Raw genomic sequence first — 26470 nt, 5'->3', positions numbered from 1 at the left:
TTATTAACAATTAATTACATTAACTCGCATCTACTAAAATATTCCCCGGTTTTCATATCATAGTTAAATAATATCAATTGGAATTAAATTGCGACTATTCTCCTTTTGTAGATTTTGATTCAATATGAAATCTATTTGCACACTTTGACTTTCAATTGTTTTCTCCTTAAACAAATTCTGAATACTTACCTGCACTATAAAAACCGCATTGATTTTAGACATCAGCTGAATCACTTTCAGGCTATGCCCTCCCAGATCAAAGAAGCTGTCATAGATACCAATACGGGCTTTGGGTATGTCAAGAATTTCACTCCAGATCTCTGCAAGCTTTTCTTCGGTATCATTGCGGGGGGCTACGTAAGCTACCCCACTTGCCACACCCAGGCCTTCAGGATTGGGAAGTGCCTTGCGGTCAATCTTACCATTGCTGGTCAGTGGCAAGGAAGAGGGCTGAACATAATATCCCGGAATCATATAAGAAGGCAGCTTACCCGACAGGTAGGTCCGTAATTCCTGAGACGACAAAGTAGCATCACTAACTACATAAGCGATCAGTTCCTGATCTCCTGATGAACCCGAACGGGTAAGTACCACAGACGACAACAGACCTGGATAACCGGACAGAGCGGACTCAATCTCTCCTAATTCAATGCGATATCCACGCACCTTCACCTGATCATCCTGACGTCCCAGATATTCAATTTCTCCGTTAGCCAGCATCCTCGCTTTATCTCCGGTCCGGTAAACACGTTCCCCATCCTTCAACAAATCATCCAGAAACCTCGATTTTGTTAACTCTTCCCGGTTTAAATAACCACGGCAAACACCTTCCCCACCTACATAAAGTTCTCCCGGAACACCTATAGGTAACAATTGCTGCAGGCTGTCCAGAACATAGCAACTCAATGTGGGAATCGGGCGGCCAATATTATGACTGTTGTTCAAAATATCTGAACGCGTCAGCTTTTTATAGGTCACATGGACGGTAGTTTCTGTAATCCCGTACATATTGATCAAAGAGGTATCCGGATAACGGTCCAGCCACAATCCAAGACGGGACGGGCTCAGGGATTCCCCGCCAAAGATCACATAACGTAAACCAAGATCAATGGTCACAGCATCCAGCTCTTCTTTCATCAGGTTATAAAATGACGAAGGGGTCTGGTTCAACACCGTCACCTGATGGTTTCTCAGCACCTCTAAAAATAATACCGGATCTTTAGACACCTCTGAAGAAACAACGATAAGCTTCCCACCGTTAAGCAAAGCACCGTACATCTCCCAAACTGAAAAATCAAAACAATAGGAATGAAACATCGTCCAAACATCTGAACGGCCAAAATCAAACAGCGGCTGATCAGTCCTGAACAACCTGACCACATTATGATGTGTCACTAAACTTCCTTTAGGTGTTCCCGTGGAACCGGAAGTATAAATCACATAAGCCAGAGCCGACGGACTCACCTCAACCTCCGGAGCAGCCTCACTCCATCCGGCACTCAACGGCATGAAATCAGCCAGCAATTGTGCATCAATAATGACGCGGCAATTGCTGTCTCTACTGATATAATCAATTCGTTCCTGTGGATAATCCGGATCAATAGGAACATAAGCACCTCCTGATTTCAGGATCCCAAGGATCGCAATGATCATCCATTCGGAACGCTCCAGTTTTATACCGATCAACTCTTCGCTGACAATGCCATAAGTCGAAATCAGGTACGCGGCCAAACGGTTTGAAGAGGACTCCAGTTCGCCATAGCTCAGGGCGATATCCTGATAAACAACCGCGATAGCATCAGCATCAAGTGAAACCTGTTCCCTAAACAAGGAGACCAAAGTCTGGTCAACCGGATAGGTTGCCTCAGTGGCATTGAAACCAGACAATAACTGTTCACGCTCAGCAGCAGAAAGACAGCTCAGCGTTGAAAGGTCATTTTCAGGAAAGTCCAATACCTGATCAATCAGCTGAAGCAAATGCCCTTCCATACGTTCCATACGGGAATGGTCATAAAATGCTTTATTATAACTAAGCCCCAGTTCAAATTCATTACCTGAATGAATGGTAACAACCAGATCGTAATTCGTCTGTTCATCTCCTGCTTCAGAGGACACCAGAGATAAACTTTGAGCCTGGCTTACTCCCTGTTCTACCATCTGCTGAACAGGATAGTTCTCAAAAACCAGCACATGATCAAACAATCCGGAACCCAGCTCACTCTGCTGCTGAACCTCGGCCAGTTGTGTGTAATGATAATGACTTCCGGCAATAGACTCCTGCTGAACGGCGGCCAGCAAATCGGTAAAAGTCATCCCCGGAGATACACGGATGCGTACCGGAACCGTATTGCTAAACAAGCCGATCATGTCCTCCACACCATCCAGATCCGCCGGACGTCCGGAAACCACCGCACCAAATACCACATCTGAACGGTCATTGTATTTCCCAAGCAAAAGTCCCCATACCGATTGTATAAAGGTATTCTCAGTCACCCCCAACCTGCTGCACAACGCACCAAGACGGCTAACATTCCCTGCAGATAAACGGATGCGTTTCTTCTCCCTCCCCTGATCCTCAACTGCAGAACTAAACCCTGCGGAAAAACTGCTCAAAGTATCGTATCCACGCAATAAATCTCCCCAGTAACCCAGCGAGGAGCCCTGATCAACCCGACCTAACCAGTTGATATATTTTGAATAACCCACTGCCTCTCCCAGCTCCGCCACCTTACCCTGAATCAAACTGTAATAGATCTGGAAGATCTCCCGGATCAGGATACTGCTGCACCATCCATCCATAATGATATGGTGATGACTCCAGATCAGCTCATAGGCTTCAGGCCCGACACATAAAACCATCAAACGCATCTGAGAGCCCGATTCCAGGTCAAAGCCCAGAGCACGGTCCTCTTCACGGTACCTTTGAATTGCCTCATCATCCGCACCAGCAACATCATGGTAACGGAAACCATCACCTACCGATTTGCGCACCACCTGAAGGGGAACATCACCGTAATCCCGGACAAAACTGGTCCGGAGGACACCATGACGCCCCACTAACTGCCGGTAACTCTCCGACAGTAAATCAATATCAATCCGCCCGTGTAAACGGCAACTGATCTGCATGAAATAGGCCGAAGAGTCAGGTGCACTCAGCCAGTGATAATATAAACCCTCCTGAAGCGGGCCAAGCCTGTAAACATCCTCCAGTAAAGCATCAGCATTCAACGAATGAACCTGTTCCACACTCAGCCCCTGATAACTCAGGTCCACAGGGCTCAGCTGAACGGTAGTGGATGCTGACAACTCCAGAATCAAGCCCTCCAGTTCCTGCTGATAGCGGCTGATCAATGACCTCATCCGACCGGTGCTGTATTGCTCAGCGCTGTAAACCACCGATAACTGAAGGCAACCATCCACAATCATTCCCGAAACATCCAGTAAACTCTGACGGGGCAACCCTCCGGAAATCTCCCGGCCATGGTAATCCCCACTGAAACTGAACAGCGAAGCCGATGGGGACACAGCACCGTCTTGCTCTTTTGAAGAACCGGCCCCGGATCCAAAATCACCCAGGTAATTGAAAGTCACCGAAGGACGGCACTGATATCCTGCCCCTCCAAGGTAACGGAGAATGCCATAACCAATCCCCTTATTGGGAACCCGGTGCAGGCATTCCTTAACCTCGATCAGCTGACGGATACGGTCAGCTGCATAACCCAGGTCAATACAAACCGGATAAGTCGTGGTAAACCAGCCTACAGTACGGGTAACATCAAGGCCCGAACCGATATCTTCACGGCCATGGCCTTCCATACCAATCCGGATATGATCAATACCAAAAACTCCCGCAAGGGACAATACCAACCCACTCACCAAAATATCATTGATCTCTGTATGATAACTCTGGTAACAGCGGTTCAGCAGCAGCGAGGTCATGGAGCGGTCCAGTGAAAAACTTTCCGAAATCCGGTCCCCGTACAAATTACTCCCGCCGGCCTGGTCTGCCTGCAGGTCTGCCAAAGGCCAGTCTTCTGATAAAGACCAGTAAGCCTGTTCCGCCAAAAGAACCGAACTCCGGCTATATTCCTCCTGTACGGACTGCCAGTGACGGAAAGAATCTGTCTTCAAAGGAAGCTGCACCACCTGCTCCGCCAGGAACTGCTCATAAAGTGAGGATAAATCCTCAAAAATGATACGCCAGGAAACCCCGTCAATCACCAGATGGTGACTCACCAGCAGCAACCGGTCTGACCCATCTGACCCACGGAAAAGTACCGCACGGAACAGGGGACCCGAAGATAAATCGGCACTGCCCTGAACATGGTCACAAAACAAAGCAAAACCGGCTTCATCCAATTCCTGTTCCACCTCCTCAAAGCCATAAGCCTGGCTGACCTCTTTATTCTCCTGTAACCAGGTTCCCTCCTGCTGGTAGTAAACCATACGCAGGGCGTCATGATGTTCTACCAGTTTATCCAGCGCTAAGCGAAGGGCCTTCAGCGATAAACGCGAGCTGCTCCGCAGTAAAACAGACTGGTTATAATGAACCGGTGTACTGCCATAATCTTCAAAAAACATCCGCTGGATGGGGCTCAGTCCTGTCAGTCCCACAACCGGCTGCTGGTCAATGTCCCGAACAGTAACACGTACATATTTTGATAACGCTCCGATCACCGGATATAAAAGCACTTCCTGGATCGTTAAGGAATATCCCTGTTGTTTTAAACGCGACACAATCTGGATAGACTTGATAGAATCCCCGCCAAGATCAAAGAAACTGTCGTTACGACCTATTCCTTCTTTACCCAGAACATTCTGATAAACGGCAATCAATTGTGTCTCTATCTCATTTAAAGGACCTGCATAAACTACCCCGCTTGCCATACCCATGCCCTCAGGATCAGGTAAAGCTTTACGGTCGGTCTTTCCATTGGCATTCAGCGGCAATGAATCCAGCTGCACATAATGGGAAGGAACCATATAGGAAGGAAGCTTACTGCCCAGATAGGCACGCAGTTCCTGAATCACCAGCACAGAACCACTCACTACGTAAGCGGTCAGTTCCCGGACTCCCGAAACACCTTTGCGTGCAATCACAACGGCAGAGACCATATCAGGGTAACCCTGTAGCACCCCCTCAATCTCCCCAAGCTCAATACGGTAACCACGGATCTTGACCTGGTCATCCTTACGCCCCAGAAACTCAATGTTCCCATCACTCAGCCAGCGCCCCTGATCTCCGGTCAGGTACATCCGTTCATTAATTCCCTGCAGCTTTTCTTCCGCAAGCTGGTAAGGATTCGGGACAAACTTCTCTGCACTCAACTCCGCACGGTTCAGGTAACCCCGTGCCAGACCAGCCCCGCTGATACAAATCTCTCCGGCAACACCCACTGCAGTCAACCCGCCATCACGGTCGGTAATATAGATGCGTGTATTGGAAACCGGCTTCCCAATCAAAATGCGGGAACCATCATTTTGCAGTTCTCTTACAATACAACCCACTGTAGATTCTGTGGGACCGTACTCATTATAAATCCGCATATCTGAATTAATGCTCTTCAAAACATCAACATGAGCAACACTAACCTCCTCTCCCCCTACAATTGCACAGCTGATATTCCCCGAAACCAGTCCTGAATGTTTCAGCACCTCAATATGAGAAGGGGTCAGCTTGATGCTGTCAATCCCCCGGGAGCTGCTGAAACTATCACTCAGGATCGAACCCAGCTCCTGATCCTGGTCATAAACAAAAAGCCCCCTGCCACTCAGCAATCCACAAAAAATACTCGTTACGGTCAGGTCAAACGACAGGGAGGTGTAAAGTCCAAAATGACCCGATAGCCCATCATCAAAGTAATATCCGGAACACCAGTTAAGATAATTCATTAAACTGCCATGCTCAATCATCACCCCCTTTGGCTGACCTGTAGATCCGGAGGTATAAATCACATAAGCCAGATCTGAAGTCCTGCATGGAATAAGCCCGCCGGATACCTCATCCAACCCTGACAACTGGACATCCATCGCAAAAAGAGCCCCCTGGTAATAATCCAGCTCAAACATGTAATCGGTCTGGGTCAGCAGTAATCCGATGCCTGCATCTTCCACCATATAACGGATGCGTTCTTTGGGATAAGCAGGATCAATCGGAACATAAGCCCCGCCTGATTTCAGGATTCCAAGAAGCCCTATGATCATCCAATCCGAACGCTCCACCAGCAAACCAACCAGCACATCAGCCCCGATACCATGGCTGGAAACCAGGTGGTGTGCCAGACGGTCGGATGCAGCATCAACTTCAGCATAACTCAATTCCCGGTCCCGGTAAACAACCGCTATAGCAGCGGGATCAAGTAAAACTTGCTCCCGGAACATAGAAACCACGGTCTGCCCAGCCGGATAGGAAACATCGGTCGCATTGAATCCATACAGTAACTGTTCACGCTCGGCAATACTCAGATAATCCAAACCTGAGAATGCTGCATCAGGAGAAATGATCATCTCTGACAACAACGCGTTCAAATGCCCACCCATACGTATAACCGTCTCACGATCATACAAATCACTGTTATATTCTATCATTAAACTGAGCTCTGATACTCCCGCCCGGAATACAAAACGCAGGTCAAACTTACTCACCACATCGATACCACCACTGCTGTAGTTGCTCACCTGAAGTCCACCTAAGCTATTCTCAACTTCTTTGGCATTTTCGGCATGCTGTAATTCTACCAACACATCAAATAACGGATTACGGCTACGGTCTGCAACTAAATGAAGGTCACTCACCAGTTCATCAAAAGGGTACACCTGATGTTCATAAGCCCCAAGGGTAACTTCACGCGTCTGTTCCAGCAACGAACGGTAACTCTCCCCCTCGCCTATACGGCTGCGAAGCACCAGTGTATTTATATAAAAGCCAATCTGGTCTTCCAGGTCTGAGTGGTTACGGCCGGCAATAGGACTGCCCACAATCAGATCATTCTGACCACTATAACGGTAAAGCAAAGCATTAACACCTGCAAGCACCCCCATAAAAAGTGTAGTTCCTTCCGATTGCATCAAACTTCGTAAACCGGAAACGGCCAAACCATCAAGAGCGACCTGTATCTGTCCGCCGTTATACGTCTTCACCGCGGGACGGGGACGATCTGTAGCCAGTTCCAGTACCGGAAGTGTTCCCGATAACTGCTGCTGCCAGTAACTCCTGTGCCTGCTCAGTGAAGCACCATTAAGCTCATTCTGCTGCCATGCAGCATAATCTTTATACTGAATACGCAATACGGGAAGCTCAAGTGCTGACCCGCTGACATACGCATTATAATAAGCCAACAACTCTTTAATCAGGATCTCCATCGACCAGCCATCGCTGATGATGTGGTGCATCACATAAGTGAAAACCCAGCGATCTGCGCCCAAACGGTAAACACCCGCACGAAGCAGTGGTCCAAGGGCAAGGTTAAATGTTCCACGAAAATCTTTTGCTATCAGCTCATGAACACGGTCCTGCTGATCAGATGCTTCTGTAAGGTCGTGCTCTGAAATCTTAAAGCCAGACTCAGAAGCACTTAAAACAACCTGACTGATGTCACCAGATTGACTATTCCAGAAAACAGTACGCAAAATCTCGTGGCGCTCAATCAAAGCAGAAAAGGCATGGGAAAGACCCGCCATATCCAAAGTACCTTCAAAGAGATAAACTCCAGGTATATTATAAGCCATGTTACCATCGCTAAATTGGCTCAGGATCCACAAGCGACGTTGAGAGGAGGACATCACATAGTTTGAAGATATATTAGCTAATGGTATATTTAAAAAAGCTTCCTTTTTAGCAAGTTTGATCAGCTCTGCCTGATCTACAAAAACAGGTTTATCAAAAAGATCTACCAAATCTATCTTGACATCAAATTCTTTATGTATCAAAACAGTTAATCGAATCATCTTCAGACTGTGACCGCCAAGATTCAGGAAATCATCATAAATACCGATACGTTCCAGAGGCACATCAAGAATTTCACTCCAGATTTCTGCAAGTTTTTCTTCAGTATAATTACCAGGAGCAACATATACTACTCCTCTTTCTGATATCATATGATCAGGATCGGGTAATGCCCTGCGGTCAATCTTACCATTAGTATTCAGCGGCAATGAATCCAGCTGCACATAATGTGAAGGAATCATATACGAAGGAAGTTTATTTCCCAGGTACAACCGAAGGTCTCTGGACAACAATAAAGTCTCACTCACTACATATGCAATCAACTCCTGCTCTCCGGAAGCACCTGGACGTGTAATCACAATTGTAGAAACCATACCAGGATAGTCCTGCAAGGCACGCTCAATCTCTCCGGGTTCAATCCGATAGCCACGAATCTTTACCTGATCGTCCTTACGTCCCAAAAATTTAATAGTACCATCACTCAGCCAGCGCCCCTGATCACCAGTCAGGTACATCCGTCCATTAATTCCCGATAACTTTTCTTCTGCATTCTGGTAAGGATTCGGTACAAACTTCTCTGCACTCAACTCCGCACGGTTCAGGTAACCACGTGCAACACCTGCGCCACTAATGCAGATCTCTCCCGGAACACCTAAAGGACATAAGTTACCTTTAGGATCAAGGATGTAAATCCAGGTATTACCAAATGGCGAACCCAATGAAATTTCACCGGGATCATCTAGCTTAACATGATTAATTAATTTCCCAATAGTTGTCTCTGTTGGCCCATAGTGATTATAGACTTCACATTTTCCATAATTATCATTTATATAATCTACAGTAGCCCTGCTTAATTTTTCCCCTCCGAATATTAAACATTTAGACGGTACAAATAACTGACCTGAAATTTGCAGACTCAGCCAATGTGACGGAACTATTTTCAAGCAATCAACTTGTATCCTGATCATTTCTTCGGGATTGGTTATTTGATTCAAAGAAAATATTTGAAGCTTACCCCCTAATAAAAGTGATGCATAAATAATGGTATTGCCCAAATCAGCAGACATTGTTGAAACCAGACCGAAACTATGACATTCTTCTATATTGCTATGTTTTGTTATTCCATAAAAATAATCAAGTATAGCTCCATGTGTTATCATCACCCCCTTAGGCTGCCCTGTAGAACCTGAGGTATAGATGATATAAGCCAGATCAGATAAATCATTCATTACAGCAGCATTCGGTAGTGGCGCTTCAAGACCATCAAGCTGCACATCCATTGCAAAAAGTTCTCCCTGGTAATAATCCAATTCAAACAGATAGTCGGTTTGGGTAAGTAAAACCTTAACTTCTGCATCTTCGATCATATAACGGATCCGCTCCTGGGGATATTCCGGGTCGATAGGCACATAAGTACCTCCCGATTTCAAAACACCAAGAATTGCAACAATCGCCTGCACAGATCGGTCAAGTAAAATCCCAACCCGTTGCTCATGGGTGATTCTGCTGGTGGTACGTAGGTAATGAGCCAAACGGTCAGAGGCTGCATCGAGTGCCATATAACTTAACTCAATATCTCCATGGACAACTGCTATTGCATCAGGAGTCCGTACAACTTGTTCACGAAATAAACTGATTAGGGTCTTATCCCCGGGATATGATGCATCATTAGAATTGAAGTCCTCTAGTAACAATTTTCTTTCAGCATCTCCAAGATAACTAATATCCTCTATTGGCTCGTCAGGAGAAAGGGTCATTTTAGACAAAAGCGAATGCAAATGCGATCCCATCCGGGAAATTGTTTCCTGATCATAGATATCACTATTATATTCTATCAACAAATCTATCTCCGCCAAACCTGACTGGAATACAAAACGAATATCAAACTTGCTTACTACATGCACATCATTTCCGTAGGTATTTACTTTAAGTTTATCCATCCCACTTCCAGCCTGCCCGGAAGGAATAGTATGTTGCAAATCAACCAGTACGTCAAACAACGGGTTCCGGCTACGGTCAGCCGGTAAGTGAAGATCATTCACCAGTTCATCAAAAGGATAAACCTGATGTTCATAAGCACCGAGCGTAACCTCTCTGGTCTTTTCCAGCAACGAACGGTAACTTTCTCCTTCACCAATACGGGTACGCAATGCAAGCGTATTCATGTAAAAACCAATCTGGTCTTCCAGATCTGAATGGTCGCGACCAGCAATCGGACTACCAACAATCAGATCATTCTGGCCTGTATAACGATATAACAAAGCATTCACTGCTGCGAGAACCCCCATAAAAAGTGTGGTTCCTTCCAATTGTGTCAGCTCACGTAAACGTTCACTCGTCTCGACTCCCAGACTCAGATTAAGTCGTTTACCGTTGTAAGTCTTTACTGCAGGCCGTAAACGATCACCTGCAAGATGCAGCACTGGCAGTATACCAGACAATTGCTGTTGCCAGTAAGAACGATGCGTATTTAATAAGGATCCTTTAAGCTCTTGCTGCTGCCATGCTGAGTAGTCTTTATACTGAATTCGTAATTCCGGTAAGTTCAATTTTTCCTCGCGAATATAAGAACCGTAATAGGCTAATAACTCTTTGATTAAAATGTCCATTGACCAACCATCGCTGATGATATGATGCATCACATAAGTAAAAACCCAGCGGTCTTCCTCTAATTGATAAAGTCCTGCACGAAACAACGGACCAGAACTCAAATCAAAAGCACCTTTCGAATCGGATTCAATTAGTTCATGAACAAGAGATTCCTGAATTGATATGCCACGTAGGTCTGACTGACGAATAAAAAAACCCAGCGATGCCCCACTTAAGATCACTTGCCGTATATCACCAGATTCATTGTTGCGAAAAACAGTACGTAAAATCTCATGCCTTTCAATCAGTGAAGAAAAAGCATACGAAAGCCCATCAACATCCAGCTCTCCCTCAAACATATAGACACCAGGTACATTGTAGGCAATATTACCATCACCAAACTGGCTCAATACCCATAAACGACGTTGCGATGAGGATAACTCATAATCCGTCCTGATTTCTGTTACCGGAATACGTTCAAAAACTTTCTTTTTTGTTTTATAAGAATTGATAAAATTAATAAGGTCTTCTTTATGCAGTTTAATTTCTTCCAATAAATCATTATCTATGGTACCCTTGGGTGCTTTAATATCCAGTCTGTTATCGATTACATCAATCCTGACCTTCAGCTTCTCCAGTCTTTTATACAGTTCGTTTATCATATGTTAAATTTTTCAATGTTATTAATCTCTTCCATTTCTGATTCATCAGTATTTACCCAATTGATTTTTTCTATTTCGTCTGCGATATCTTCGATTGTTGGCTTTTTAAAGAGGATATCCATACTATGATTAACTTCAAAGTGTTTTTTTATTTTTGACATCAGCTGAATGACTTTCAGGCTGTGGCCACCCAGGTCAAAGAAACTGTCATGGATACCGATACGTTCCTGAGGCACATTAAGGACTTCACTCCAGATCGCAGCCAGCTTTGCTTCAATCTCTGTACGCGGAGCGACATATGCTACCCCACTGGCCATACCTAAGCCCTCAGGATCAGGCAATGCCTTGCGGTCGGTCTTCCCGCTGGCATTCAGCGGCAATGAATCCAGCTGAACATAATGGGAAGGAACCATATAGGCAGGAAGTTTACTGCCCAGATAGGCACGCAGTTCCTGAATCACCAGTACTGAACCACTCACTACGTAAGCAATGAGTTCCTGATCTGCTGAAACACCTTTACGTGCAATCACAACGGCAGAAACCATATCTGGGTAACCCTGCAACACCCCCTCAATCTCTCCGGGTTCAATACGGTAACCACGGATCTTGACCTGGTCATCCTTGCGGCCCAGAAACTCAATGTTCCCATCTTCCAGCCAGCGCCCCTGATCTCCGGTCAGGTACATCCGTTCATTAATTCCCCGCTCCTTTTCTTCTGCAAGCTGGTAAGGATTCGGGACAAACTTCTCTGCACTCAACTCCGCACGGTTCAGGTAACCCCGTGCCAGACCAGCCCCGCTGATACAAATCTCTCCGGCAATACCTACTCCACTCAACCCGCCATCACGGCCGGTAATATAGATACGTGTATTGGAAATCGGCTTACCCACAGGAACAGTCAATGCGTCAACATGTCCGCCCTGCTCCACACGAAAAACACTCGCACAAATACTCACCTCCGTAGGGCCGTAAGCATTCAGATAATGACCATAACTTAAAAATTCATTTGCCGTCGAAACGACTGCACGCTCTCCGGCAGTAATCAAACTGCGGATACCTCCAAGATCACCCAGATCAAGCTGGCTCACATAAACCGGGGGAAGCGTACAAATGTCAATCCCATGGCGCTTCACATAATCCTGGAAACTTAAAGGAGACTGTTTCACCTCCTCCTCTACCACATAAAGACTACCCCCGCTGGAAAGACACACAAAAATTTCTGACACACATGCATCAAATGATATAGAAGCAAACTGCAGGTGACGGTCGCCATGTTGAGCCCCGAAAACAGACTGCTGCGCATAAACCGTATTCACGATAGCCCCATGCCCGATCATCACCCCTTTGGGCCTTCCCGTAGATCCTGAGGTATAAATCACATAAGCCAGATCTGAAGCCCGGCATGGAAGAAGCCCGCCGGAGACCTCATCCAACCCTGACAACTGGACATCCACCGCAAAAAGAGCGCCCTGGTAATAATCCAGTTCAAACATATAATCGGTCTGGGTCAGCAGTAATCCGATACCTGCATCTTCCACCATATAACGGATGCGGTCTTTGGGATAAGCAGGATCGATTGGAACATAAGCCCCGCCTGACTTCAGGATCCCGAGAATCGCAATGATCATCCAGTCCGAACGCTCCACCAGCAAACCAACCAGCACATCAGCCCCGATACCATGGCTGGAAACCAGGTAATGTGCCAGACGGTCAGATGCAGCATCAAGCGCCCCATAACTCAATTCCCGCTCCCGGTAAACAACCGCAATGGCATCCGGATCAAGTAAAACCTGTTCCCTAAACAAAGAAACCAAAGTCTGGTCAACCGGATAAGAGACATCCGTCGCATTGAATCCATACAACAACTGTTCACGCTCAGCAGCGGAAAGACAGCTCAGCGATGAAAGGTCATCTTCAGGAAAGTCCAGGACCTGATCAATCAGCTGAAGCAAATGCCCTTCCATACGTTCCATACGGGAATGCTCATAGTAACAGGGATCATAATCTACAATAAGTTCCATTTCTTCGCCCGGCATAATGGTGACGGTCAATCCGTAATTGGTCTGCTCACTAACAGAAACAGATTCAAAACGTAAACCCTCTCCATCACCTGCCCCCTGTTCCACCATCTGCTGAACAGGATAGTTCTCAAAAACCAGCACATGATCAAACAATCCGGAACCCAGCTCACTCTGCTGCTGAACCTCGGCCAGTTGTGTGTAATGATAATGACTTCCGGCAATAGACTCCTGCTGAACGGCGGCCAGCAAATCGGTAAAAGTCATCCCCGGAGATACACGGATGCGTACCGGAACCGTATTGCTAAACAAGCCGATCATGTCCTCCACACCATCCAGATCTGCAGGACGTCCGGAAACCACCGCACCAAATACCACATCTGAACGGTCATTGTATTTCCCAAGCAAAAGCCCCCATACCGATTGTATAAAGGTATTCTCAGTCACCCCCAACCTGCTGCACAACGCGCCAAGACGGCTAACATTCCCTGCAGATAAACGGATGCGTTTCTTCTCCCTCCCCTGATCCTCAACTGCAGAACTAAACCCTGCGGAAAAACTGCTCAAAGTATCGTATCCACGCAATAAATCTCCCCAGTAACCCAGCGAGGAGCCCTGATCAACCCGACCTAACCAGTTGATATATTTTGAATAACCCACTGCCTCTCCCAGCTCCGCCACCTTACCCTGAATCAAACTGTAATAGATCTGGAAGATCTCCCGGATCAGGATACTGCTGCACCATCCATCCATAATGATATGGTGATGACTCCAGATCAGCTCATAGGCTTCGGGTCCGACACACAACACCATCAAACGCATCTGAGAGCCCGATTCCAGGTCAAAGCCCAGAGCACGGTCCTCTTCACGGTACCTTTGAATTGCCTCATCATCCGCACCAGCAACATCATGGTAACGGAAACCATCACCTACCGATTTGCGCACCACCTGAAGGGGAACATCACCGTAATCCCGGACAAAACTGGTCCGGAGGACACCATGACGCCCCACTAACTGCCGGTAACTCTCCGACAGTAAATCAATATCAATCCGCCCGTGTAAACGGCAACTGATCTGCATGAAATAGGCCGAAGAGTCAGGTGCACTCAGCCAGTGATAATATAAACCCTCCTGAAGCGGGCCAAGCCTGTAAACATCCTCCAGTAAAGCATCAGCATTCAACGAATGAACCTGTTCCACACTCAGCCCCTGATAACTCAGGTCCACAGGGCTCAGCTGAACGGTAGTGGATGCTGACAACTCCAGAATCAAGCCCTCCAGTTCCTGCTGATAGCGGCTGATCAATGACCTCATCCGACCGGTGCTGTATTGCTCAGCGCTGTAAACCACCGATAACTGAAGGCAACCATCCACAATCATTCCCGAAACATCCAGTAAACTCTGACGGGGCAACCCTCCGGAAATCTCCCGGCCATGGTAATCCCCACTGAAACTGAACAGCGAAGCCGATGGGGACACAGCACCGTCTTGCTCTTTTGAAGAACCGGCCCCGGACCCAAAATCACCCAGGTAATTGAAAGTCACCGAAGGACGGCACTGATATCCTGCCCCTCCAAGGTAACGGAGAATGCCATAACCAATCCCCTTATTGGGAACCCGGTGCAGGCATTCCTTAACCTCGATCAGCTGACGGATACGGTCAGCTGCATAACCCAGGTCAATACAAACCGGATAAGTCGTGGTAAACCAGCCTACAGTACGGGTAACATCAAGGCCCGAACCGATATCTTCACGGCCATGGCCTTCCATACCAATCCGGATATGATCAATACCAAAAACTCCCGCAAGGGACAATACCAACCCACTCACCAAAATATCATTGATCTCTGTATGATAACTCTGGTAACAGCGGTTCAGCAGCAGCGAGGTCATGGAGCGGTCCAGTGAAAAACTTTCCGAAGTCCCCTCCCCGTACAAATTACTCCCGCCGGCCTGGTCCGCCTGCAGGTCTGCCAAAGGCCAATCTTCTGATAAAGACCAGTAAGCCTGTTCCGCCAAAAGAACCGCACTCCGGCTATATTCCTCCTGTACGGACTGCCAGTGACGGAAAGAATCTGTCTTCAAAGGAAGCTGCACCACCTGCTCCGCCAGGAACTGCTCATAAAGTGAGGATAAATCCTCAAAAATGATACGCCAGGAAACCCCGTCAATCACCAGATGGTGACTCACCAGCAGCAACCGGTCTGACCCATCTGACCCACGGAAAAGTACCGCACGGAACAGGGGACCCGAAGATAAATCGGCACTGCCCTGAACATGGTCACAAAACAAAGCAAAACCGGCTTCATCCAATTCCTGTTCCACCTCCTCAAAGCCATAAGCCTGGCTGACCTCTTTATTCTCCTGTAACCAGGTTCCCTCCTGCTGGTAGTAAACCATACGCAGGGCGTCATGATGTTCTACCAGTTTATCCAGCGCTAAGCGAAGGGCCTTCAGCGATAAACGCGAGCTGCTCCGCAGTAAAACAGACTGGTTATAATGAACCGGTGTACTGCCATAATCTTCAAAAAACATCCGCTGGATGGGGCTCAGTCCTGTCAGTCCCACAACCGGCTGCTGGTCAATGTCCCGAACGACAACACTTACATATTTTGATAACGTTCCGATCACCGGATATAAAAGCACTTCCTGGATCGTTAAGGAATATCCCTGTTGTTTTAAACGCGACACAATCTGGATAGACTTGATAGAATCCCCGCCAAGATCAAAGAAACTGTCATGGATACCAATACGCGCTTTGGGGGTATTTAAAACCTCACTCCAGATCGCGGCCAGCTTTTCTTCAATCTCTGTACGCGGAGCAACATAGGCTACCCCGCTTGCCATACCCATGCCCTCAGGATCGGGTAATGCCTTGCGGTCGGTCTTCCCGCTGGCATTCAGCGGCAATGAATCCAGCTGAACATAATGGGAAGGAACCATATAGGCAGGAAGCTTACTGCCCAGGTAGGCACGCAGTTCCTGAATCACCAGCACTGAACCACTCACCAGGTAAGCAATCAGTTCCTGATCTGCTGAAACACCTTTACGTGCAATCACAACGGCAGAAACCATATCAGGGTAACCCTGCAGCACAACCTCAATCTCCCCAAGCTCAATCCGGTAACCGCGGATCTTAACCTGGTCATCCTTGCGGCCCAGAAACTCAATGTTCCCATCTTCCAGCCAGCGCCCCTGATCTCCGGTCAGGTACATCCGTTCATTAATTCCCCGCTCCTTTTCTTCCGCAAGCTGGTAAGGATTCGGGACAAACTTCTCTGCACTCAACTCCGCACGGTTCAGGTAACCCCGTGCCAGACCAGCCCCGCTGATACAAATCTCTCCGGCAATACCTACTCCACTCAACCCGCCATCACGGCCGGTAATATAGATACGTGTATTGGAAATCGGCTTACCCACAGGAACAGTCAATGCGTCAACATGCCCGCCCTGTTCCATGCGAAAAACACTCGCACAAATACTCACCTCCGTAGGGCCGTAAGCATTCAGATAATTACCATAACTTAAAAATTCATTTGCCGTCGAAACGACTGCGCTCTCCCCGGCAGTAATCAAACTGCGGATACCTCCAAGATCACCCAGATCAAGCTGGCTCACATAAACCGGGGGAAGCGTACAAATGTCAATCCCATGGCGCTTCACATAATCCTGGAAACTTAAAGGAGACTGTTTCACCTCCTCCTCTACCACATAAAGACTGCCTCCGCTGGAAAGACACACAAAAATTTCTGATACACATGCATCAAATGATATAGAAGCAAACTGCAGGTGGCGGTCGCCATGTTGAGCCCCGAAAACAGACTGCTGCGCATAAACCGTATTCACGATAGCCCCATGCCCGATCATCACCCCTTTGGGCCTTCCCGTAGATCCTGAGGTATAAATCACATAAGCCAGATCTGAAGCCCGGCATGGAAGAAGCCCGCCGGAGACCTCATCCAACCCTGACAACTGGACATCCACCGCAAAAAGAGCGCCCTGGTAATAATCCAGTTCAAACATATAATCGGTCTGGGTCAGCAGTAATCCGATACCTGCATCTTCCACCATATAACGGATGCGGTCTTTGGGATAAGCAGGATCAATCGGAACATAAGCCCCGCCTGATTTCAGGATCCCGAGAATCGCAATGATCATCCAGTCCGAACGCTCCACCAGCAAACCAACCAGCACATCAGCCCCGATACCATGGCTGGAAACCAGGTAATGTGCCAGACGGTCAGATTGAGCATCAAGCGCTCCATAACTCAATTCCCGCTCCCGGTAAACAACCGCAATGGCATCCGGATCAAGTAAAACCTGTTCCCTAAACAGGGAGACCAAAGTCTGGTCAACCGGATAAGAGACATCCGTCGCATTGAATCCATACAACAACTGTTCACGCTCAGCAACACTCAGATAATCCAAACCTGAGAATGGCGCATCAGGAGAAACCATCATCTCCGACAGCAACGAACTCAAATGACTTCCCATACGGACGATCCGTTCCCGGTCATAGATATCACTGTTATAATCTATCGTTAACTGTAATTCCCTGTCAGTTGCACTGAAATTGAACACAAGGTCAAATATACTTTTGAAAACCCCTGACCCCTGATATTTACTGATCAGCAGGCTTTCAGGTGCATGTGCTTTCATATAAGGGTTAGGCCCTTCATTATTCAGGATCACCTGCACATCAAATAAGGGATTACGGCTTCGGTCAACCGGCAGATTAAGGGCATTCACCAGTTCATCAAAAGGATAATCCTGATGGTCATAAGCCCCCAGAGCTACCTTACGGGTCTGTTCCAGCAGCGAACGGTAACTCTCCCCCTCGCCTATGCGGCTGCGAAGCACCAGCGTATTCACATAAAAACCAATCTGGTCTTCCAGGTCCAGGTGGCTTCGGCCGGCAATAGGACTACCCACAATCAAATCATCCTGACCACTATAACGGTAAAGCAAAGCATTAACACCCGCAAGCAACCCCATAAAAAGTGTCGTCCCTTCTGATTGCATCAGGCTTCGTAAACCCGAAAGAACAGACTCATCAAAAGTCACCTGAACCTGTCCCCCGTTATACGTCTTCACCGCAGGACGGGGACGGTCCCCGGACAGTTCCAGTACCGGAAGTGTACCTGATAACTCCTGCTGCCAGTAGCTCCGGTGTTCGCTCAGCAAAGAACCACTAAGCACCCCACGCTGCCAGGCAGCATAATCTTTATACTGAATGCGCAACCCGGGAAGCTCAGGCACCGACCCGCTGAGGTACGCATTATAATAAGCCAATAACTCTTTAATCAAAATCTCCATCGACCAGCCGTCGCTGATGATGTGGTGCATCACATAGCTGAAAACCCAGCGATTTGCGCTCAAACGGTAAACACCCGCACGAAGCAGGGGACCCTGCCCAAGGTCAAAAGCCGCACGGATATCCTTTGCGACCTGTTCATGAACAACATCATCCTGATCAGCTGCAGCTGTAAAATCACACTCCGAAATCTTAAAACCAGACTCAGAAGCGCTTAAAACAACCTGACGGATATCTCCGGATTCAGTGCTGCGAAAAACGGTACGTAAAATCTCATGGCGCTCAATCAGCGATGAAAAAGCATGGGAAAGACCGCCCAGGTCCAATGAACCCTCAAACAGATAAACCCCGGGTACATTGTACGCAATATTACTCTGGTTCAGTAAACTCAGAATCCACAAACGCTGCTGAGAAAGTGATAAAGGGTAATCTCTTTGCTTTTCCACAACAGCAATACTGGTAAAGACACCTTTATTGGCCAAACCAATCAATTCTGCCTGTGCACAAAGTGTCGTTTTACTGAAAAGATCCTGAAGACCCGTCTTTACCCCAAATGTTTTATAAATCTGGCTGCTCAAACGGATCATCTTCAGACTGTGGCCGCCAAGATTCAGGAAATCATCATCTATACCGATACGTTCCTGAGGCACCTCAAGCAGTTCACTCCAGATTTCTACCAGTTTTTCTTCAGTCTCTGTACGCGGGGCAACATATGCCACCCCACTGGCCATACCTAAGCCCTCAGGGTCAGGCAATGCCTTGCGGTCGGTCTTTCCACTGGCATTCAGTGGCAATGAGTCCAGCTGCACATAATGGGAAGGGACCATATAGGCAGGAAGTTTACTGCCCAGGTAGGCACGCAGTTCCTGAATTACCAGCACTGAACCACTCACCACATAGGCAATCAGCTCCTGCTCTGCTGAAGCACCTTTACGGGCAACGACCACAGCAGAAACCATCCCCGGATACCCCTGCAAAGCGTTCTCAATCTCTCCGGGCTCAATCCGGTAACCACGGATCTTGACCTGGTCATCCTTGCGGCCCAGAAATTCAATGTTCCCATTACTAAGCCACCTTCCCTGATCTCCGGTCAGGTACATCCGTTCATTCAGCCCCTGCAGCTTTTCTTCCGCACGCTGGTAAGGATTCGGTACAAACTTCTCTGCACTCAACTCAGGACGGTTCAGATAACCCCGCGCAACGCCAACCCCGGCGATACAAATCTCACCGGCAACACCCACAGGACTCAAATCACCATGACGCTCAACAATGTAAATCTGTATATTTGAAATCGGCTTCCCGATAGGCACCAGCTGGTCAGCGGCCAGGGGTTCATAATGGGTTACTTCAATAGAGGCCTCGGTAGGACCATATAAATTGTATATGGGAACAGACAACTTACGGTACCACTTCTGTACAGTATCCAGGCTAAGTGCCTCTCCACTGGTCACCAGGGCAGTCAGGCTGCTTAAACGAAGCGCCACATCTTCCTGCTCAAATGCCCAGGACATAAAACTATTCAGCATGCCTGCCACAAAATGAACATAGCTAACCCCATGCTCAGTGATCAGGCGGAGAATCCGTTCCGGCACCGCCACATCACCTCCACTACAAAGAATCATCTTTGCACCCCAGCACAAAGGCATAAAGATCTCTCCCACTGAAACATCAAATGTATAACTTGTCTTCTGAAGAACAACCAGTGAAGAACTAAACCCATAATAACGCCACATCCAGTCAATCCGGTTGATGACCCCTCCATGTTCTACCATCACCCCTTTAGGAAGGCCGGTAGAACCCGAGGTATAAATCACATAAGCCAGGTCAGAAGCCTTCCGCTCAACAATTACTTCATCCTCGCTAAAGGAAGCCCCCTCCAGCAGGAACTCAGACAGCCATTCTGAATCGATCACCAAAACACAGCCACTGTCGCCAACAATATAATCAACCCGGTCCTGTGGATATTCAGGATCGATTGGAACATAGGCCCCGCCCGATTTCAGAATACCCAGGATCACAAGGATCATCCACTCCGAACGCTCCAGTCTGATTCCGATCAGTGCATCCTTACCGATAACATGTGCCGATAGCAGGTAATGTGCCAAACGGTTTGAAGCAGCATCAACTTCTGCATAACTCAACGCTTTTTCCTGATAAACAACCGCTATGGCAGAAGGACGAAGTAAAACCTGTTCCTTAAACAGGGAGACCAATGTCTGATCAGCAGGATAAGGTGCATCCGTAGCATTAAAATCAGACAATAACTGCTCACGCTCAGCAGCGGAAAGATAGCTCAGCGTTGAAATCGGTGCTTCCGGGGAATCCACCATTTCAGACAACAGCAAGCTCAGATGGCTGCCCATGCGCGTGATCGTATCCCGGTCATACAAGTCACTGTTATATTCTATTAATAAACTGAGCCCAGATGTTCCTCCTGTATGAAACACAAAACGTAGATCAAATTTGCTCAGGGTAGATACATCACAGTCGTAATTGCTCACCTTAAGTCCACCCATGTCATTCTCAGTTTCTTCGGAACTTTGGACATGTTGTAACTCCACCATCACATCAAATAACGGATTGCGGCTTCGGTCAACCGGCAAACGAAGATCATTCACCAGCTCATCAAAAGGATATACCTGATGCTCATAAGCCCCCAGGGTAATCTCCCGGGTCTGTTCCAGCAGTGACCGGTAACTCTCCCCCTCTCCAATGTGGCTGCGTAAAGCAAGCGTGTTCACATAAAAACCAATCTGGTCTTCCAGGTCAGAATGGTTACGGCCGGCGATAGGGCTTCCTACAATCAGGTCTTCCTGACCACTGTAACGGTAAAGCAGCGCATTCACCGCTGCAAGTACCCCCATAAAAAGGGTAACCCCGGCTGATTGCACCAGTACACTTAAACCCGACACAGCCTCCCTGTCAAAAGCGACATGAACCTGTCCGCCGTTATAAGTTTTGATCAGCGGACGAGGCCGGTCTGTGGCCAGATTCAGTATAGGGACAACACCCGATAACTGCTGCTGCCAGTAACTGCGGTGCTGACAGAGCAAAGCACCATTAAGTTCCTTCTGCTGCCAGGCAGAATAATCTTTATATTGAATACGCAAGGCAGGAAGTACAAGCTCCGATCCATGGACATAGGCATTATAATACGCCAACAATTCCTTAATTAAAATCTCCATTGACCAGCCATCGCTGATGATATGGTGCATCACATAAGTGAAAATCCAGCGGTCAGCTTCTAAACGGTAAACACCGGCACGAAGCAATGGCCCCAGGGCAAGGTCAAATGTGCCGCTAAAATCTTTTGCAATCAACTCCTGAACCTGCTCCTGTTGATCTGCAACTTCCTGCATATCTGTTTCAGTAATACTAAAGCCAAGTTCCTCCGTACTTAAAATAACCTGGCAGATATCATCTGATTCATTGTTCCGGAAAACAGTGCGCAAAATCTCATGACGCTCAATCAGTGCAGAAAAAGCATGAGAAAGACCCGCCATATCCAACATACCTTCAAACAGGTAAACACCAGGCATATTATAAGCGACATTACCATCGCCAAACTGGTTCAATATCCATAAACGACGTTGAGATGATGACAATACATATTCGGAAGATAAATCAACCAATTGTATAGCGGAGTAACTCCCCCTTTCGGCAAAAACAATCAGCTCAGCTTGGGCAAAGAGAACAGTTTTGCCAAAAAGTTCCTGAAAGTTTGCCTTTACATTGAAAACTTTGTAGATCTGACTGCTTAGCTGAATCACTTTCAGGCTATGCCCTCCCAGATCAAAGAAGCTGTCATAGATACCAATACGGGCTTTGGGTATGTCAAGAATTTCACTCCAGATCTCTGCAAGCTTTTCTTCGGTATCATTGCGGGGGGCCACATAAGCTACCCCACTTGCCACACCCAGGCCTTCAGGATTGGGAAGCGCCTTGCGGTCAATCTTACCATTGCTGGTCAGTGGCAAGGAAGAGGGCTGAACATAATATCCCGGAATCATATAAGAAGGCAGCTTACCCGACAGGTAGGTCCGTAATTCCTGAGACGACAAAGTAGCATCACTAACTACATAAGCGATCAGTTCCTGATCTCCTGATGAACCCGAACGGGTAAGTACCACAGACGATAACAGACCTGGATAACCGGACAGAGCGGACTCAATCTCTCCTAATTCAATACGATATCCACGCACTTTCACCTGATCATCCTGACGTCCCAGATATTCAATTTCTCCGTTAGCCAGCATCCTCGCTTTATCTCCGGTCCGGTAAACACGTTCCCCATCCTTCAACAAATCATTCAGAAACCTCAATTTCGTTAACTCTTCCCGGTTTAAATAACCACGGCAAACACCTTCCCCACCTACATAAAGTTCTCCCGGAACACCTATAGGTAACAATTGCTGCAGGCTGTCCAGAACATAGCAACTCAATGTGGGAATCGGGCGGCCAATATTATGACTGTTGTTCAAAATATCTGAACGCGTCAGCTTTTTATAGGTCACATGGACGGTAGTTTCTGTAATCCCGTACATATTGATCAAAGAGGTATCCGGATAACGGTCCAGCCACAATCCAAGACGGGACGGGCTCAGGGATTCCCCGCCAAAGATCACATAACGTAAACCAAGATCATTGGTCACAGCATCCAGCTCTTCTTTCATCAGGTTATAAAATGACGAAGGGGTCTGGTTCAACACCGTCACCTGATGGTTTCTCAGCACCTCTAAAAATGATAAAGGATCCTTAGACACCTCTGAAGAAACAACGACAAGCTTCCCGCCGTTAAGCAAGGCACCGTACATCTCCCAAACTGAAAAATCAAAACAATAGGAATGAAACATCGTCCAAACATCTGAACGGCCAAAATCAAACAGCGGCTGATCAGTCCTGAACAACCTGACCACATTATGATGTGTCACTAAACTCCCTTTAGGTGTTCCTGTGGAACCGGAAGTATAAATCACATAAGCCAGAGCCGACGGACTCACCTCAACTTCCGGAGCAGCCTCACTCCATCCGGCACTCAACGGCATGAAATCAGCCAGCAATTGTGCATCAATAATGACGCGGCAATTGCTGTCTTTACTGATATAATCAATTCGTTCCTGTGGATAAGCAGGATCAATAGGAACATAAGCACCTCCTGATTTCAGGATCCCAAGGATCGCAATGATCATCCATTCGGAACGCTCCAGTTTTATACCGATCAACTCTTCGCTGACAATGCCATAAGTTGAAATCAGGTACGCGGCCAAACGGTTTGAAGAGGACTCCAGTTCGCCATAGCTCAGGGCGATATCCTGATAAACAACCGCGATAGCATCAGCATCAAGTAAAACCTGTTCCCGGAACAAAGAAACCAGTGTCTGATCAGCCGGATAGGTTGCCTCAGTGGCATTGAAACCAGACAATAACTGTTCACGCTCAGCAGTGGAAAGATAACACAGTGTGGAAAGTGGCGCTTCAGGAGAAACGATGATCTCCGACAGCAATGCGTTCAAATGCCCACCCATACGTATAATCGTCTCACGATCGTACAAGTCACTGTTATATGCTATATTTAAATGCAGATCATCATCATCTGCCATGAAGTTAAAGCTCAGTTCAAACTTACTCACATGACTGTCTGTACCTAATTCATAACTGCTGATCTTTAAATGATCAGGAGCATTTCTATCTTTTTCTAAAGCTGCAGCACTACTGCTCTGCAAAGCCACCAGCACATCAAATAATGGATTACGGCTTCGGTCAACCGGTAAACGGAGATCATTCACCAGTTCATCAAAAGGATACACCTGATGCGCATAAGCTCCAAGGGTAACTTCACGGACCTGCTCCAGCAGCGAACGGTAACTGTCCCCCTCAGCTATCCGGTGGCGAAGCGCCAGCGTATTCACATAAAAACCAATCTGGTCTTCCAGGTCTGAGTGGTTACGGCCGGCAATAGGGCTTCCCACAATCAGGTCATCCTGACCACTATAGCGGTAAAGAAAAGCATTAACGCCTGCAAGTAAGCCCATAAAAACGGTAGCCCCGGCTGCCTGCACCAGGCTGCGTAAACCCGAAAGAACAGACTGAGCAAAAACAACCTGAACCTCACCGCCATGATAAGTTTTTACCGCAGGACGGGGACGATCTGTAGCCAGTTCCAGTACCGGAAGTCTACCCGATAACTGCTCCCGCCAGTAACTCTGGTGTTCGCTCAGCAAAGAACCACTAAGCGATCCACGCTGCCAGGCAGCATAATCTTTATACTGAATGCGCAACCCGGGAAGTTCAAGTGCTGACCCGCTGACATAAGCATTATAATACGCCAATAACTCTTTAATCAGGATCTCCATCGACCAGCCATCGCTGATGATATGGTGCATCACATACGTGAAAACCCAGCGATCTGCGCCCAAACGGTAAACACCGGCACGAAGCAAGGGACCTTGGCCAAGATCAAACGTCGCACGGATATCCTTTACGACCTGTTCATGAACAACATCATCCTGATTAACAGCATTCCTAAAATCATACTCCGAAATCTTAAAACCAGACTCAGAAGCACTTAAAACAACCTGACGGATATCTCCGGATTCAGTGCTGCGAAAAACGGTACGTAAAATCTCATGGCGCTCAATCAGCGCTGAAAAAGCATGAGAAAGACCCGACAGGTCTAATGCCCCCTCAAACTGATGCACAGCAGGTACATTGTAGGCCGAATTCCCTTCATCAAACTGGCTCAATACCCATAGGCGCCGCTGTGACGAAGACAATTCGTAATCCGAAGAAACCTCTGATAATGGGATATTTGAAAAGACCTCTCGCCCTACGTGAGTAGATAAATAGTCAATTATTTTATGTTTATTTGATTTTACTTTAAGAATTATAGAATCCGAGACATCCCCCTCGGGGAAATCAAGTTTCAGTTTCCCATCCTGTAAATAAATATCAATTTTTTTTTCTGCTAACTCAATAATTAGATTGACTATATCCTTCATATTTCAATAGTAATTTTATTTCCGTTTCTAATTTCTTTTGAATTTTCGATCCACTTTTCAGCTTTTATAAGCTCAGCAATACTTTCAACCATAGGGCTAATGAAAACACTATTGATATTTAGCTTAATATCAAATTCCCTATGTATTAATGTAGTTATCCGAATCATTTTCAGGCTATCCCCACCCAGATCAAAGAAACTGTCATGGATACCGATACGTTCTTTGGGGATATTTAAAACTTCACTCCAGATCGCAGCCAGCTTTTCTTCCATCTCTGTACGCGGAGCAACATAGACTACCCCGCTTGCCATACCCATGCCCTCAGGATCGGGTAAAGCTTTACGGTCTGTCTTTCCATTGGCATTCAGCGGCAATGAATCCAGCTGCACATAATGGGAAGGAACCATATAGGAAGGAAGTCTACTGCCCAGGTAGGCACGCAATTCCTGAATCACCAGCACAGAACCACTCACTACATAAGCGGTCAGTTCCCGGACTCCCGAAACACCTTTGCGCGCAATCACAACGACAGAGACCATATCAGGGTAACCCTGTAGCACCCCCTCAATCTCCCCAAGCTCAATCCGGTAACCACGGATCTTGACCTGGTCATCCTTACGCCCCAGAAATTCAATGTTCCCATCACTCAGCCAGCGCCCCTGATCTCCGGTCAGGTACATCCGTTCATTAATTCCCTGCAGCTTTTCTTCTGCAAGCTGGTAAGGATTCGGGACAAACTTCTCTGCACTCAACTCCGCACGGTTCAGGTAACCCCGTGCCAGACCAGCCCCGCTGATACAAATCTCTCCGGCAACACCCACTGCACTTAACCCGCCATCACGGTCGGTAATATAGATGCGTGTATTGGAAACCGGCTTCCCAATCAAAATGCGGGAACCATCATTTTGCAGTTCTCTTACAATACAACCCACTGTAGATTCTGT

3 protein-coding genes (1 of these 3 only partly in view) are annotated in these 26470 nt (G+C 47.2%); all 3 read right to left on the bottom strand.

What is annotated here, in order from left to right; translation table 11 throughout:
• Positions 1 to 63: 63 nt before the first annotated feature.
• Tightly spaced (each overlapping or abutting the next), the 3 genes in view from AAFF35_RS12935 to AAFF35_RS12925 form a layout consistent with a single transcriptional unit that may run on beyond the window.
• Positions 64 to 11196, bottom strand: coding sequence for an amino acid adenylation domain-containing protein (locus tag AAFF35_RS12935; protein WP_342332931.1), 11133 nt, complete (start codon positions 11194 to 11196; stop codon positions 64 to 66).
• Positions 11193 to 25526 carry an amino acid adenylation domain-containing protein gene (locus AAFF35_RS12930; protein WP_342332930.1) on the bottom strand — a complete coding sequence of 4778 codons (14334 nt, stop codon included), beginning with the start codon at positions 25524 to 25526 and terminating at the stop codon, positions 11193 to 11195. Before AAFF35_RS12930 ends, AAFF35_RS12935 begins: the two co-directional genes overlap by 4 nt.
• Positions 25523 to 26470 carry the end of an amino acid adenylation domain-containing protein gene (locus AAFF35_RS12925; protein ID WP_342332929.1) on the bottom strand. The gene runs 13416 nt beyond the window's last position, so the window shows 948 of its 14364 coding nt (coding positions 13417-14364); the start codon falls outside the window, past its right edge; its stop codon occupies positions 25523 to 25525. Before AAFF35_RS12925 ends, AAFF35_RS12930 begins: the two co-directional genes overlap by 4 nt.

The sequence above is a fragment of the Pedobacter sp. FW305-3-2-15-E-R2A2 genome (assembly GCF_038446955.1).
Taxonomy (GTDB): domain Bacteria; phylum Bacteroidota; class Bacteroidia; order Sphingobacteriales; family Sphingobacteriaceae; genus Pedobacter.
The sequence above is the reverse complement of the archived record's forward strand: the minus strand, read 5'-3'. Positions and strand labels throughout refer to the sequence as shown.